The organism is Novosphingobium sp. TK71 (assembly GCF_055361505.1).
This window is the reverse complement of record NZ_JBSZKA010000001.1, coordinates 842,468-857,589: the sequence shown is the minus strand read 5'-3', so window position 1 is coordinate 857,589 and position 15,122 is coordinate 842,468. Positions and strand designations below refer to the sequence as shown.

The 15,122-nt window shown below is 63.7% G+C and carries 9 protein-coding genes; 3 read left to right on the top strand and 6 right to left on the bottom strand.

The genetic code is table 11. From position 1 onward, the window contains the following. The first annotated feature begins 13 nt into the window (after positions 1 to 13). Positions 14 to 1,414, top strand: a complete 1,401-nt coding sequence (locus ACXJ16_RS20005; RefSeq protein WP_463923130.1) for an aldehyde dehydrogenase — start codon at positions 14 to 16, stop codon at positions 1,412 to 1,414. 97 nt (positions 1,415 to 1,511) lie between these two features. Beyond that, positions 1,512 to 2,375, top strand: coding sequence for a class I SAM-dependent methyltransferase (locus ACXJ16_RS20000; RefSeq protein ID WP_463923129.1), 864 nt, complete (start codon positions 1,512 to 1,514; stop codon positions 2,373 to 2,375). Positions 2,376 to 2,417: 42 nt separating this feature from the next. Here the strand turns inward: ACXJ16_RS20000 and ACXJ16_RS19995 are convergent, their stop codons facing one another. Then, positions 2,418 to 5,189 (bottom strand): TonB-dependent receptor, encoded by a 2,772-nt coding sequence (locus tag ACXJ16_RS19995; protein ID WP_231636264.1) that lies wholly within the window; start codon positions 5,187 to 5,189, stop codon positions 2,418 to 2,420. Between the two features lie 240 nt (positions 5,190 to 5,429). Continuing rightward, positions 5,430 to 7,562, bottom strand: a complete 2,133-nt coding sequence (locus tag ACXJ16_RS19990; protein ID WP_463923128.1) for a TonB-dependent receptor domain-containing protein — start codon at positions 7,560 to 7,562, stop codon at positions 5,430 to 5,432. Positions 7,563 to 8,271: 709 nt separating this feature from the next. On the opposite strand from ACXJ16_RS19990, the gene ACXJ16_RS19985 reads away from it, so the two are divergent. Then, complete coding sequence (locus tag ACXJ16_RS19985; protein ID WP_324699637.1) at positions 8,272 to 8,832, top strand: Crp/Fnr family transcriptional regulator; 561 nt, start codon at positions 8,272 to 8,274, stop codon at positions 8,830 to 8,832. Positions 8,833 to 8,846: 14 nt separating this feature from the next. Here the strand turns inward: ACXJ16_RS19985 and ACXJ16_RS19980 are convergent, their stop codons facing one another. The 4 genes from ACXJ16_RS19980 to ACXJ16_RS19965 form a co-directional block, all read right to left on the bottom strand. Continuing rightward, positions 8,847 to 10,322 (bottom strand): TRAFs-binding domain-containing protein, encoded by a 1,476-nt coding sequence (locus ACXJ16_RS19980; RefSeq protein WP_463923127.1) that lies wholly within the window; start codon positions 10,320 to 10,322, stop codon positions 8,847 to 8,849. 18 nt (positions 10,323 to 10,340) lie between these two features. Continuing rightward, a complete protein-coding gene (locus tag ACXJ16_RS19975; protein WP_054441948.1) occupies positions 10,341 to 10,817 on the bottom strand; it encodes a nucleotide synthetase in 477 nt (158 codons plus the stop codon). Positions 10,818 to 10,826: 9 nt separating this feature from the next. Next, on the bottom strand, positions 10,827 to 12,413 hold the full coding sequence (locus tag ACXJ16_RS19970; RefSeq protein WP_463923126.1) for a toll/interleukin-1 receptor domain-containing protein: 1,587 nt from the start codon (positions 12,411 to 12,413) through the stop codon (positions 10,827 to 10,829). Positions 12,414 to 12,647: 234 nt separating this feature from the next. Next, the gene (locus ACXJ16_RS19965) at positions 12,648 to 14,918 is read right to left on the bottom strand and encodes a glycoside hydrolase family 3 N-terminal domain-containing protein (RefSeq protein WP_463923125.1); all 2,271 of its coding nucleotides are present in this window, start codon (positions 14,916 to 14,918) and stop codon (positions 12,648 to 12,650) included. Positions 14,919 to 15,122 lie beyond the last annotated feature (204 nt).

Here is a 15,122-nt window from a genome sequence, read left to right as displayed (position 1 = left end):
CGGGAGAGCATCCATGCAGTTCGAGCGCATCAACCCCCTGACCGGCGAGGTCGCCTCCAGTGCGGCAGCGATGACCGCTGCCGAAATGCCGGCCATTGCCGCCCGTGCCGCGGCAGCGCAGCCGTTGTGGGCAGCGCCGGGGCCTGCGGCGCGTCGCGCGGTCCTGATGAAGGCGGCCGATGCGCTGGAGGCGCGCAAGGCCGATTTCGTCGCCGCCATGATGGGCGAGATCGGCGCAACCGCCGGTTGGGCAATGTTCAACCTGACGCTGGCAGCCGGTATCCTGCGCGAAGCGGCCGCCATGACCACGCAGATCGGCGGCGAGGTGATCCCTTCCGACAAGCCGGGCTGCATTGCAATGGCCCTGCGTGAACCGGTGGGCGTCATCCTCGGCATCGCTCCGTGGAATGCGCCGATCATTCTCGGCGTGCGGGCCATCGCCATGCCGCTCGCCTGCGGTAATGCGGTCATCCTCAAGGCCAGCGAGACCTGTCCCCGGACGCATGGCCTGATCGTGGAGGCGCTGGGCGAGGCGGGGTTCCCGGAAGGCGTGGTGAACGTCGTCACCAACGCACCCGCAGATGCCGCAGGGGTGGTGGGCGCCCTGATCGATGCGCCCGAGGTGAAGCGCATCAACTTCACCGGCTCCACCGCAGTCGGCCGGATCATCGCGACCCGCGCTGCGGGCCATCTCAAGCCCTGCCTGCTCGAACTGGGCGGCAAGGCGCCGCTGCTCGTCTTGAAGGACGCCGATCTCGACGAGGCGGTGAAGGCGGCCGCGTTCGGGGCCTTTATGAACCAGGGCCAGATCTGCATGTCGACCGAGCGGATCATCGTGGTCGATGCCGTGGCCGATGAATTCGTGGCACGGTTCGCGGCCAGGGTCGCCGGGATGGCAGTGGGCGATCCGCGCGAGGGCGCGACGCCGCTGGGTGCCGTGGTTGACGAGAAGACGGTCGCGCATTGCCGCAGCCTGGTGGAGGATGCCGTGGCGCGAGGGGCGCGCCTTCTGGTAGGCGGCGAAACGACGAACAAGGTTCTCATGCCTGCGCATGTCGTGGACGGGGTAACGCCGGAGATGAAGCTGTTCCGTGACGAGAGCTTCGGCCCGGTGGTGGGCGTGATCCGGGCGCGGGACGAAGACCATGCCGTGGAACTTGCCAACGATACCGAATATGGCCTTTCGGCGGCCGTGTTCACGCGCGATACCGCGCGCGGTCTCGGCATCGCGCGCCGCATTCGTTCGGGCATCTGCCATGTCAACGGACCGACCGTTCACGATGAGGCGCAGATGCCGTTCGGCGGGGTCGGCGCTTCGGGTTATGGCCGCTTCGGCGGCAAGGCCGGGATCGACAGCTTCACCGAACTGCGCTGGATCACCGCCGAGACGCAGCCGGGTCATTTCCCTATCTGACCGCTCGGCTCCAGGGCCCGGCTCGATGCTTGGCGCTTTCCAATCGCGGAAACTCTCGATAGGCTATTTGCGAACAATTCTCAAATAGCGAGTGAACATGCCGCAGGCCAGCGTCTACCGAGTGAGCGAATGGAACGGAAAGAGCGGCGAACGCTGGGTCTCCAACCAGGCGCGTCTCGATGCCATGCTGGAACATTTCGGAGCCGCCGCGATCGAGGCTGCCGTGCCGGTGCCGGGCGAACAGGTGCTGGATATCGGCTGCGGAGCGGGCGCGACGAGCCGCGTGCTCGCCGATCGTGTCGGCCCTGACGGCCACGTCACCGGCATCGACATTTCCGCCGCCCTGATCGAACGCGCCCGTGGGCTTTACCCGGCAGATACAGGGCTCGATTTCGAACTGGAGGATGCGGGCAGTGCCGATCTGGGGGCGGGGCGGTTCGACCTGCTCTATTCGCGTTTCGGCGTCATGTTCTTCGCCGAGCCGGTCGCGGCCTTCACCAATCTGCGTCTGGCGTTGAAACCGGGAGGACGGGCAGCCTTCGTCTGCTGGCGCGGGGCCGACGAGAATGACTGGGTGCGCTTGCCGATGGGGGCGATCAAGGGCATCGTCCCAGCCTCGCCGCCGCCGGAGCCGGATGCACCGGGGCCGTTTTCGTTCGGTGACGGGGAAAGAGTCCGATCGATCCTCTCGCTTGCGGGGTTCACGGATATCGCGATCGCGCCGTTTGACCGCGAAATCCCCTTCGGGCTCGGGACCAGCAGGGAAGGGGCCATCGACGATGCGGTGGACATGGCCTTCGAGGTCGGCCCGCTGTCCCGCGCTCTGGCGGACGCCGCCCCGGACGTGAGAAAAAGCGCCGCAGCAGCAGTGCGCGATGCTTTCGCCCGGCGTCCGGGCGAGCACTCGGTGATGATCGACGGTGCGGCATGGATCGTGACCGCACGCAACGCATCTTCGTGATGGACAGAAGGGCGCGGCGAAACACCGCGCCCTTCGTTCCGATCAGAAGCGGAAGCGCGTCCCGAGGCCGAAGTAGCGGCCTTCGTAGCGGATGTCGCGCGGGTAGGTCTGGGTCTGGTTGAAGTAGCGGTAGTTGTTGAACGGCTTGCCCAGGATATTGCTGACGTCCGCCGTGATCGTGATCGCCGGGATCACGGTGTAGGACAAGGAATAGTCCAGTCGGGCGATCGCCTTGGTTCCTTCGCCCACGTAGAGATTGCCATTGGCGTCGGGCGAGTAGAAGTTGGTGAACTTCGACCGGTAATTGTACGAAAGACGGGTCGAGAGCTTGCCGCGTTCATAGAACAGCACGGCGTTGTAGCTCCAGTGCGAAACGCCGGGGATGGCCACCATCCTGGTGTCCTGACCAAGCGCGTTGGGCAGTTGGTTCTTTCCGTCAAGATAGGTGACGTTGCCCTGCACCCCGAAGCCGGAAAGCATGCCCGGCAGGAAGTCGAAGAAGCTGTGGAACCCGGCTTCGACGCCCTTGATGCGGCCTGAGCCGGCATTTTCGGGGCGAACCACCTGGATCAGCCCGTAGACCGGGTCCTGCACGTCGCGCGTATAATCGCTGATGAAGCCGTCGAGATCGCGATAGAACAGCGAAACGCCCGCCGCCGCACGCGGGGAGAAGTAGTATTCGAGCGTGGCGTCATAGTTGCGCGAGGTCAGCGGTGCGAGGTCGCGGTTGCCGGCGCGGCCATAAGCGTCATAGCGGCCCGGCGTGCCGCCGGTATTCTGCGCGCGGGTGATGTTCACGGCCGGGTTCAACTGGCCGAACGTCGGACGTGTACGCGTCTTGGTATAGGCCAGGCGGACCTGGAACTTGTCCGTGAAGCGGATGCGCGTGCTGAAGTTGGGCAGCACGTCGACATAGTTCTGGCGCGTTTCCTCGGGCGTCTGCACGCCGTCCACCAGCGATGTGCCCGAATAGCGGCCATCCGTATTGACGATGCGCACGCCGACGAGACCGCCGATCTCCACCCCGCCGATGTCGAAGGCATACTTGCCCTGCGCATAGGCGGCATAGGTCTTTTCGCTCGCATCCCATGAAGCCAGCGGATCGAGCGGAACGTCAACGCTTGACCACCGCTGGATATTGTCGCGGATGCCGGCATCGTTCGGATACATCAGCGCCAGCTGCTGCAATCCGGCAAGCGATATCGCGCGCAGGCCGTCGATATTGCTGCGGACGGCCGAGCGGCTCGGCGCCAGCCACTGGGTGAAGCCCTGCACGCCGCCCCGGAAGGTATTGTCGATGAGCGACATGTCGCCCAGTCCTAGTTCGTTCATCCCGATGCCGAGATCCATCAGGTAGGCATAGCGCGAACCCGAACGCACCGACGAATCCCGTGTCGTCACCCGGCTGCCGACCTGGAGCAGGGGCAGGAAGGGAATGTCGGTTTCCAGCGAGACGTCGCCGCGCCACTGGATGCCGTTGCCCTTGCCCACGTAGATACGGTCGAAGAAGCCGCGGAACTGGTAGTTGGCGGGATCCGTCGCATCGAAGCCGGGAAGTGAGAAGGCGGCGGAGCCCTTCACGTCGAAGGCGGCATCCACCGTCGGCGCGGAAGTGAGGGCGGAGTCCAGGCTCCATTCGGTCTGCTTGAACGTGCTGTCGGTATAGGCGAAGTCGGTCGAGATCGTCGCCTTGCCGGTGGTCCAGACCGCGCCGATCGCACCCTGATAGGTATTGGTGTCGCCATTGACCGTGGAGCGATAGATATCGGGGCGCCAGCCACCCGTCTTGGTCAGGCTGAGAACCTTGTTGGGCTCGTCGGGATCGAGAACGACATTGCTGAGCTGCGCTCCTGCAAAGCGCAGCGAGGTCGCGAAGAAGTCGTTCGCATCACGTCCGCGATAGGCCTGCCACAGGCCATCCACGTAGATTTCCAGATTGGGCGCGGGCTTCCACTGGAGCGACGCATTGATCGACGGGCGCTTGCGGATGCCGCTGTTGTAGAAGACGCCGACCGCTTCCGGGAAGACGAAATCGCGGCCGACCGATTCCGGTTCCACGGTATTGCCGGCATCCGGCGCCAGCACATCGGCGCTGTTCCAGCGCGCTGCGTTGCGGAACTGCTGTTGGGTATAGGCGAAGTTGATGAGCGCGCCGATCTCGCCGATGCCGGTCTGCCAGCGGTCGGTGATCTGGAGATTGGCGTTGGCGGGGTCGTACTTCTTGGACTGGTCGTTGTAAGTGCCGCGAACCGATCCGGCCACTTCGAAGCCCTTGAAGTCGAACGGGCGCCATGTGCGCACGTTGATGAGGCCTGCCAGGCCCGGCTCGATGAGATCGGCGGTGCCGGACTTATAGACTTCCAGCGCGCGCAGGGCGCCGGGAGGGAAGTCCCAGAGCGCCACGCCGCGCGATTCCGCGGTGAAGATATCGCGGCCGTTGAAGGTCGTCGTCAGATCGGGCAGCCCGCGCACGAGCACCTGGTTGGCCTCGTCGCCCGAACGGCTGACCTGGATGCCGGAAACGCGCGCCAGCGATTCCGCCGCGTTGTTGTCCGGCAGCTTGCCGATATCCTCGGCCACGACCGCATCGACGATCGCGTCGGAATCGCGTTTGATCTGGGCTGCGTTGAACAGGCTGGCACGGAACCCGGTGACGATGATGTCTTCCGGCGACACTGCTTCCTTTGCGGCATCGTCTTCCGGAACGGGCTGGACTTCAGGCTTGGCGTCCTTGTCGTTCGATACGGCCTGCCCCCAGGCCGGTGTAGCGAACGCGACGAGTGCGCAGGACAGACTTAGTCTGACTTTATTCACGATTCCCTCTCCCCTGTTCCCCATTGTCGGGGCAACGTCAGCGCAGCGATGGCGCTAACGTCGGATTATTTATCCGATATCCGGGGAGTTATCGTCGAAGAATGGATTCTACAACAATAAAATAGTCGGACTAATTAAAACTGTTTCCGAAAGGTAATAAGTAGCTCACGTCTTATTTCCGGCGATTGCGCAAACGCGCTCCCTTCCCGCGAAAGGAAGGGAGCGCGTCTGGGTTGAGCCTCAGAAATCCACCGTCGCCGACAGCCAGAGCCGGCGGCCTTCCTGATTGATCGAGTAGGCGGGAGTGTAGACCGTGCTCGTGCCGCTCGCATAAGGCACGTAGACCGCGTAGTCGGTGTCCAGCACGTTGTAGACCGTGGCCGCCAGACGGAAGGCGGGGGTGATCTGGTACGACCCGCCAAGGTGGAACACCTCGTAGCTGCGGAAATCGCCCACCGCTGCCTGCTGGACATTGTTGCCGCGCCAGCGGCCGGAGCGGATCTCGGTCCTTGCCCAGAGGCTCGCTTCCTCGCTGACCTTCCAGCGCAGGTTCCCGTTCAGCATGTGCTTGGGCATGCCCACCAGCGGGAGCCCCTTTTCGCTGCCGCTGAGTTGTTCGGTTTCGGTGTAGGTGTAGTTCACCGAGAGCGAAATCGCCGGTGTGAAGGCGAAGCGGGTGGCCACTTCGACACCGCGGGTCCGGGCCTTGTCGATATTGATCGACTGGCCGAACAGCTCGACATTGGGGAAGTTGCCCACGTCGATGCAGCCCGCTGGAGGGGTGGTATAGCCAGAGAACGTGCAGTTCGGAATGCCGGGTCCGGAGGCGATCTTGTCGTCGAAATCGTTGTTGAACAGGGTGACGTTGCCGCTGAAGAAGCCGTGGCTGTCGTAGTAGAGACCGGCTTCGTAGCTGGTGCTGGTCTCGGGCATCAGGTCGGGCGTGCCGATCAGCGGTACGCGGCCCTGGCTGCCGAAACCGATGATGCCGCTGGCGATCTGTTCGACGCGCGGGGTCTTGAAACCACGGCTGACGCCGCCCTTCACGGTCAGGCCATCGTTGATGTTCCAGACCGCATAGGCGCGGGGAGACCACTTGCTGCCGAAGGTGGAATGGTCGTCGTAGCGGGCGCCGCCAGTCAGGTTGAACCCGTCGACCACGGTAAGGGTCGCTTCGGCAAAGCCTGCCCACTGGGTGAACTTGAACGGTGCGGGCGCGACGCCGTCCTTCATCTGCGCGCGCCAGTACTGTCCGCCGACCGTGAAGGCGACGGGGCCTGCCTTTCCGGCAAAGCGCGAATCGATGATGTCGTTGCGGGCTTCGAGATTGCGGGCGCTTCCGGGCGTCGCACCGGGGGTGCCGTTGGGAATGAGGCGGCCGATCGTCTCGGTATCGTTGCGCGTCAGAGTGGTGTCGAGTGTGCCGAGGCCGGTGCGCCAGCTATGAGCGACCACGTAGTTCGTGCGGTTGAACTGCTGCCTCGGTGAATAGCCGCCCGATCCCAGCGTGCCGAGCTGGCCCTTGCTGTTGTCGTAGGTCTGCTCGTTACGGTCGATCTCCACCCAGAGATCATGGTCGGCATGAGGCGTGAAGCTCAGGCGCCCGCCGTAAGTGTAGATATCCGATTCCACCGGGTTGCGGCCAAGCGTGAGCGCAGGATCTCCGGGTATCTCGATATTCGCGCCCTCGCGGTGGAACACGCTGCCGCGCAGGGTCAGGCCGAGAAGATCCTTGACGACGGGTCCTTGCACGAAGCCGTTGATCGACTGGATATTGCCGAACCGATCGTCGCCCTGAACCGTGGTTTCGGCCGATGCCGTGCCGACCCAGCGCGTCCCGACCTTGCGGGTGATGATGTTGACGACGCCGCCCATCGCGTCCGAGCCATAAAGCGTGGACATGGGTCCGCGCACCACTTCGATCCGATCGATCGCGGAGAAGGGCGGCATGAAGCTGGTCGAGGATTCGCCGAAGCCGTTGGGCGTGACGTTGCCCGGGGCGTTCTGGCGGCGGCCGTCGATCAGGATCAGCGTATAGTCGCTGGGCATCCCGCGGATCGAGATGTTGAGGCCCCCGGTCTTGCCGGCCTCACCACCGACATCGACGCCCTGCACATCCTGCAATGCCTCCGCCAAGCTTCCGAAACGCTTTTCCTGAAGCTCCTCGCGGTCCAGCACAGTGACGCTGGCCGGGGCTACGGTGATGTCCTGCTCATAGCCTGCCGCCGTGACGACGATCGCCGGGCCGGTGTTTTCCTCGGCTTCCGCAGCATGGGCGCCTTGGCCTGCAAGGCAGGCAAGCGCGGTGCAGGCGAGCGCGGTCAGGCTGGCTCCGGAAAGGATGCGCGCGCGGCGATAGGACGTGTTCGACAAGACTGATCCCCCTGATGAGTAATGCGAATGCATCGCATTTGCACGGGCCAGTGTGGTCGCTGCTGCAAGCTGTCAATCGGGTCGGATCGGCAAGTCGCTATGGGAAATGAATTATTACGAGGAGCAACATTTCGGCTGCCACCCCGACATGATGCCGCATCGAAGTATTGCAGGATGACTGTTCGAACCGCTCTTGAACTTCGCTTTTCGGGTTGAGGGTGGCGGCTGTTGAATGGCCCGGTGAATTCTTGGACAGCGTTTCGATTCGAAACGGTGCATTAAATGGCGTCGAATTGACTGCGATCGCCCTTGCGTGGAATTTTGCAGTTCGGCAGCATCGTCACGGAAATGCCGCAGAGAGTTCAGCTCCTGCCCCGAAAGTACAAAAAATGGCCCGAAGGCGTGAAGCCTTCGGGCCAGGAAATGGGGCTGCTCGGTTAGGAGCCGCCTTCGGGTCGCAAGGCTTTTCTAACGGATTGAATCCATATTCCGCGTGACACGGATCACGCACATGCAGCGAATCAGAATTGGTTTGCTGTTCCTCAGGTGCTGTTAAAATCGGTCAGGTCCATGATAGTGGGACGGATGAGGCCGTTCCGGCCTGGGGCAGCAACTGTTGGATATTGAAGAGCAAATCGAGGCAATCGGGGCGATTTTTCGATGCGGCCGGTCATCGGCCGAGTCGCTTTCGCGCGTCCTGATTCCGCAGTTGCTCGGCGCCAAGGAGATCATCGCGCATCAGGGGGAGCCTTCGCAGTACTGCTGGCTGGTGATCGATGGCGCGGTTCGGATCGAGACATTTGGCCTTGAAGGGCAGCGTCAGCAACTCGCCCAGCATGGCCCGGGCGAATTTTTCGGCGCCTATCCGGCTCCGACCGTACATCGCGCGGAAATCGGCACTCTCGCAGAATCGACCCTATTGCGCGCAGAAGCCACAAAGATCGCCGAGCTTGTGGCCGCAGATGCGGAAATTGGCGCCGGAATGGCTCGATTATTGGCAAGGCAACTCGATCGGGCGCTGGACCGGATGGTTGCCCGCACGACATACAGCGCGGCCGGGCGCGTCTATGCCGAATTGCTGGCCCTTGCGGATGGCAGGGAACGGATCGCGCCTCCGCCACGCGTGACTACGCTGGCACTAAGCGCCAATACCACTCGCGAGACGGCATCGCGCGCGATCGCGGCGCTGATCCGGCGGGGCATCATCAGCCGTGATGAAGGCCAACTGGTGATCCACGCCCCCCGCATGCTCCATGAACTGGTCTGCTGAACGCGGCCACCTGTTCAGGCCGACGAAAGCAGCCTGAACAGGCCTATCGCAAAATCGCCCAATGGGGTGACGATGTCTCCGGCGGCCTCGAAACGGTAATCGGGGGCGAGCAGGTCTATGACGGCGATCTGCGGCCAAGGCGCGCAAATGCTTCCCGCGGGCGCCGCCCGTGCGAGCACTATGGCAAGTTCGGCATCTTCCTCCACACCGGATTCCGGCGCGCAGGGGCGGCAATCGAACCCAAGCCGGCTCTCGGGAGCCATGTGCAATATAGCGGCCGCGTGATCCATGGCCATGACGGGATCGCCGAACCGAAGGATCGAGTATCCTTCTTCCGTCAGTTCCGGTGCCCCTACCGACGGGTCGGAACAAGGCGGTAACGGACGTGTCGAGGCAAGGACGGTGCGATCGACCGCTCTGCCGAACCCGGCTCCGCTCGCCGGGACGGAGTAGTCCAGGGTGAGGTCATGGATTTCCAGCCCCTGGGCCCGCCATTCCGCTTCGGCTTGTGCGATCCTGTCCGTTTCCCGGCCGACATGGAGTGCGATGGCCCGCGTTGCGAGCATTCTCGATCGTCGCAGCGCCAGCCCCATCGCGACGCGTGATCCGTTCAGGATCGCAGGAGCAGAGAGGCAGTTCGTCCGGTCAAGCGTTTCCACCAGATCGGCAGCCTCGATGAGCCGGTCGAACCGCTCGGCCCAATCGCCGCCGTACTGGGCGACGGAGATATGGCGAAAGGCGGGCAGGGAGAGCGGCAGCACGATGTTGAGCCGAGCGCCCCTTGCCTGTGCCATTTCGGCGATGACAATATCTGATCCTGCCGCAAGCGCGCCGAAAACCGCGCCCGGCCGGATATCGTCGAGCAGGACGCCGACTTTCTCGCGGATTTCGTTTTCATCTCCCGGCAGGCCGATGATGCCGCTGAAATAGAGGCTCGGCGGCGGGCGGAGATGATCGAAGAGATCGCCAGGCGCCCCGATCCTTTCGAGTATCTGCCGGAACTGACGCAGCGTGACCGCGTGATCCTCCCATGCCTCCGGCGCTGCCGCGATTGCCAGTTCGAGCGCGGTGCGGCTTGCCTCTGTATTGCCAAGCAGCAAATGGCCCTCGGCAGCCGTCGCGCCGATCCAGTAGCGCGTTTCCGGTTCATGGTCGCCGCTTTCCAGCAGTTCCAGCACTCTTGTCGCGACGAGAGATGCCTCCTGCGTCTTGCCGTTGAGCAAGGCGATGGTCGCCGCGTTGATGAGCGGATACGTGGCCCGCCGCTCGCCCGCCGCCTGCATGTAGGCGGCCTGCGCCTGGTCCAGAAGCTGCCTACGCTCGTCGCCCAAGCTGCGCAGGCCGCGGTCCTTGAGCAGCCGGCCCTTGAGGCTGAGGGCATCCGGCGCCTGCGAGGCCAGTAGCCCCGCGCTTTCGAACATGCGCCACGCGCGGAGGATATCCCCCGCGCGTGCCGTCTGCCGGATCTGGGCCAGTACCGAAAGGATCACGAATCGATCATCCGCTATTCAGACCTGCGGAGGCGGGTTCTTGATGTCGGGATCGATGGTCAGTCCGATCCAGCGCGGTTCGCAGGCATTTATGTCCTGCAGCAGGTCCACGTTGATGTTGAAGCGGTGGCGCGTGCCGTACTTTCCACCTTGATTGAAGCGCGCGTTGAAGCGGACCGCCTTGTACCGGTCGAGCTTCTCGTCATAGGCGCTGTACTCAAGCCCGCCATAGAAGGACGAGAGGGGTTCCTTGGTGGTGATGGCGTCGAATTCCTTGGAAAACCAGAGCTGGTCGCCGACCAGGGTGATGTCGACGACGCTGTCGCAGGTGATCGCGATATAGTCTTGGCCCGGTGCGGCGGGCTGGTCATATTCCAGGACGATGCGTCCTTCTTCGGCCTTGAGGATGACGTTGAAGACGATCGGCTCTTCGCCCGTCAGTTCGAGGTCGAGCTGGTTCGCCAGACCGTATTGCATGTAGTTCAGGGTCGACATGATGGGTTCCTATTTATCAAGGGGTTTGGTCAGCTTGGCCTTCCACAGGCGCCAATCGTTGTTCTCGGGATCCGATTCGATCAATCGCTCGACATCCCGACGAGCATCCTCTCGCATTTTCTCGGCTCTGCGCCGCTCGCCCAGCGAATTGAGCAATTGCGACATTGAATATCGCGCCAGCATCCAGTCCTGGAGGTAGCTGACGTTCTTCGGATCGTCCTTGAGCAGGCGCTGCACGATAGCCGCCTGTTGCGCGCGTTCATGCAGTGCGTCGACGTTCCTGCCCTGCACGCGCAGGGCATCCGCCATCCAGGCATGGCGATTGGCGATGTCCGCCTTGACGCTGAGATCGCCGGGGACCATCTTGCCCACGCGCTCCATCGTTGCCAGCGCATCGCTGCATTCCGCAAGCTGCTTTTCCGGGCCGCGCCGGGTGACCGCGATCGTGCAGATGTTGCCCTGGGCATAGGCCAGTTCGCGCCAGTAGGACTGATCGCCGGGAACGAGCCTGACCAATTGCTCGGCAAGTCCACGATAGGCGATGAAACGCGGCAGGGCCTTTTCATACCGGTAGTCGATGAAATCGACATAGCCCAACCAGAACTCGCTCTGGGCATGGGCGAAGAGCCGTGGCGGATCCTGCGGGCTTGCCGCCAGCAGGGCGCCGGTCACACGGTGCGCTTCGCTGAACTTCGCCAGCGCTCCGGCTACGTCACCACGCTTGTGGTCGTCCTCTCCCATGGCGTGCAGAATTCGGGCGCGGCGTTCGAGCGAGTCGGCCGGCAGGGTCTTGAGGTCTGACTGGTCGGCGTAATAGTCTAGTGCGCGTTTGTTAACGGACTGGAGCACGTCCAGCCGGCCGACGCCTTCCAGCCTCTGCCTGAGGTCGGTCAACATGAATTCTATCAATCCCTCGGCCTGCTGACGTTGATGCTCGGCTTCCATCCGCGCGCGCAACGCGAAGATCAGCATGAGGGCCATCGATAGGGTAAGCAGAACCGTAAGCAGCGTGATGGCGATCACACGGCGCAATTGTCTCTGGGCATCGCGCTGGATAATCTGGTCGAGCGCCACGCCGGTCAGGCCGGCGACGATCTTCAGGCGGGCAAGGCGGGTACCATCGTGGTCGGGCCGGAAATCGGCTGCAATCGGCTCCCGCACCACGCCTTCCGCATCGGGTTCGAGAAGCGCGGAGGGAAAACTGACTGCCGGATCGCCCAGGACGAGAGCCGCGATGATGGGCCGATCGGGGTGGAGACTGCGAAAGAGCGCGATTTCCGCATCGACCCAGCGCGAAGCCCTCGCTGCCGGAGAGCACAGCACGAGCAGCGCGTCGGACTGGGAGAGCGCCTGGCGCACTTCCTCGTCGAGGCTGGATGCCGCCGGAAGTTCCGCGCGATCCCGGAAGATGGGCGAGAGGCGCGGCGGCACATGGCCCATCGGTGTTGCCGAGCCGACCAGCCTTGGCGGAATGCGGTAGGATTCGAGCCATTGATGCAGCTTGCGCGCGAAATGCTCGTCCGCGTGACTATAGCTGAGGAAGGCCCGGAAGCGGCGCTCACCGCCCGGTCCCGGGGTTTCCTCATTCGCCTTCATCGTTGCGAACCGATCATCTGCCTGCGCCCTGCGAGCCCGGCTTTCTGGCCCCCGGGCAAGTATGCTTACTGGGACAAGCGCGGCGGCGTCCAGCGGGGATGTGGAGTTTTCCCTATCCGGATGAATTCCATGGTGAATTTGGCATGAACGGGACCCGCCGGCGTTAGCTAGTCGTAGACGGCAACGGGGGCGCTCATGCCTTGTAGATGTTTGAGAGCGCCTGAGCCCGCAAGGTCATGTTTTGGAAGGCACGTCGGCATAGAGCGTTACCTGCCCGTGGAGGCCGTCCGTCGAAGACTGGCCGATCCACAGGTCGAACAGGCCGGGTTCCGCAATCCTGCGGTTTCCGGCACCCACGAATTCAAGGTCCTTGCGCGACAGCGTGAAGCGGACGGTCCGGGATTCCCCCGGTTCGAGCGAAACCCGGGACATGCGCTTCAGTTCGCGGATCGGACGGGTCCGGCTTGCAACACGGTCCCGCATATAGAGTTGCACGACTTCGCTGCCCCGGCGATCGCCCTTGTTCGTGAGGCGCGCGCTGATCTCGATGGTTTCGTTCCAGCGCATGACCTCATCCGAGAGCTTGAACTGATCGAGCGCAAACTGCGTGTAGGTCAGGCCGTGGCCGAACGGGAAGCGCGCGCTGTTGTCGGTTGTCGTGTAGCGCGCGCGATATTCGGTGCGGCTGTCCACCACGGGGCGCCCGGTCGACTTGCGATCGTAGAAGAACGGTTCCTGACCGGATTCCCAAGGGAAACTCACCGGCAACTTGCCCGAAGGGTCCGCTTTCCCGAACACGATATCGGCAATGGCATGGCCGCTTTCCGATCCGAGGAACCAGGTGGCAAGGATCGCCTGCGCATTCGCGACGCTGTCATGAAGGGCCAGCGCCCGCCCATGCCGGAGCAGCACGACAACAGGTTTCCCGGCCGCTGCCACGGCATCGGCCAACGCCTGTTGGGCGGGAGGAATCTCGATAGTGGTGCGGGACTGGGCTTCCCCGGACATCGTCTGGGACTCACCGATCGCCAGCAGCACGATATCGCAGGCCTTGGCGGCTTCCACGGCCTTGGCAATGCCGCCCGCGACAGGCCCTTCGATGCCGCTGCCCTGAACGACGATCAGGTCGGAAGGATCGGGCAGCGCGGCGCGCAGGCCGCTGGCGATATCCACGCCCTGGCCCGGATCGCCGTAGAAGGCCCAAGGGCCATAGACGTTGTCCTTATCTTCGGCGAACGGCCCGATCAGCGCGATCTTTCCGGTTTTGCGGGCATCGATCGGAAGAATGCCGCTGTTCTTGAGCAATACAATGGAACGGGCTGCCGTTTCACGGGCCAGCGCGCGGTGGGCGCTGGTACCGATCCGGCTCCGTTCCGCGTTTTCGTCAAGCGATCGCCATGGATTCTCGAAGAGCCCCATGGCCGCCTTGACGTAAAGGATGCGGCGCACGGCGACGTCAACCGTGCCCATCGGCACGGCTCCGCTTTTCACCAGTTCCGGCAAATAGCGGACATAGAGCCCGCTCTGCATGGACATGTCGACACCGGCAAGCACCGCGAGGCGGGCGGCATCGCGCTCGTCCTCGGCATAGCCGTGAGCGATCAGTTCCTCGTCGGCGGTGTAATCGGAGAAAACGAAGCCTCGAAACTGCATCTCGCCGCGCAGGAGATCGGTGAGCAGCGCGCGATCAGCGGTGGCGGGAACGCCGTTGATCTCGCTGAAGGCTGCCATCGTGGTCAGTGCGCCGGCAGCAAAGGCGGCATCGAAGGGCGGAAGGTGGGTTTCGCGCAGGGTTTCGTCGCTGATATCGACGCTGCCGTACTCCAGGCCGCCGGCCACCGCACCGTAGGCTGCGAAATGCTTTGGGCAGGCAAGCAGCGAATCGTCGCGTCGCAAGTCCCGGCCCTGGAAACCGCGAACCCGCGCGGCGGAAAGCAGCGCGGTCAGCGTCACGTCCTCGCCCGAACCTTCCACCACGCGGCCCCAGCGCTGGTCCCGGGCCACGTCCGCCATCGGCGCAAACGTCAGATGGAGCCCGGCTGCCGTCGCCTCGATGGCCATGGCGCGGGCGGTGCGTTCGGCAAGCGATGGGTCGAAGCTCGCCGCTTCGGCAAGGGGAACCGGGAAGATCGTCTTAAGGCCGTGGATCACGTCTCCGGCGAAGAGCAGGGGAATGCCGAGGCGGCTTTCCTTTACCGCTATCTCTTGCGCCCGGCGGGCTCCGGCAACACCGATGCCATTGAAGAGGCAGCCGACCCGCCCCTTGCGCACTTCCTGCGCCAGCCGCTTCTCGTCCTGGATGCCGGCTTGCGGATTGGGCGGGTTGAAGGGCCGGAAACTGTCGGCAAGGCAGGTCATCTGCCCGGCCTTTTCCTCTATCGTCATCCGCGCGATCAGGTCGTCCACGCGCTGGACATCGTCAGCGCCGAGCGCCGCACGAGGGACAGTGAAAGCGAATGCGCCACCGGCGATGCCGGACAGGATGCTACGGCGATCTAGGTTCATGAAGGAGAGCGAGCAGACCCGGAAATGTGATGGGAAGGAGTAGCTGCAATCCAGTCGTATGGAGTTTGTTGCACTGCGGCAAGGCGAGCGGCCGAAAGGCGGGGCCGACCGGGGCGCCGGCACGACCGGCTGTTGCCTGCAGGCGGGCAGGGCGCGGCCCATAACGCCAGGGCATATCACCATGCCATTATGATGGGTCCAGGA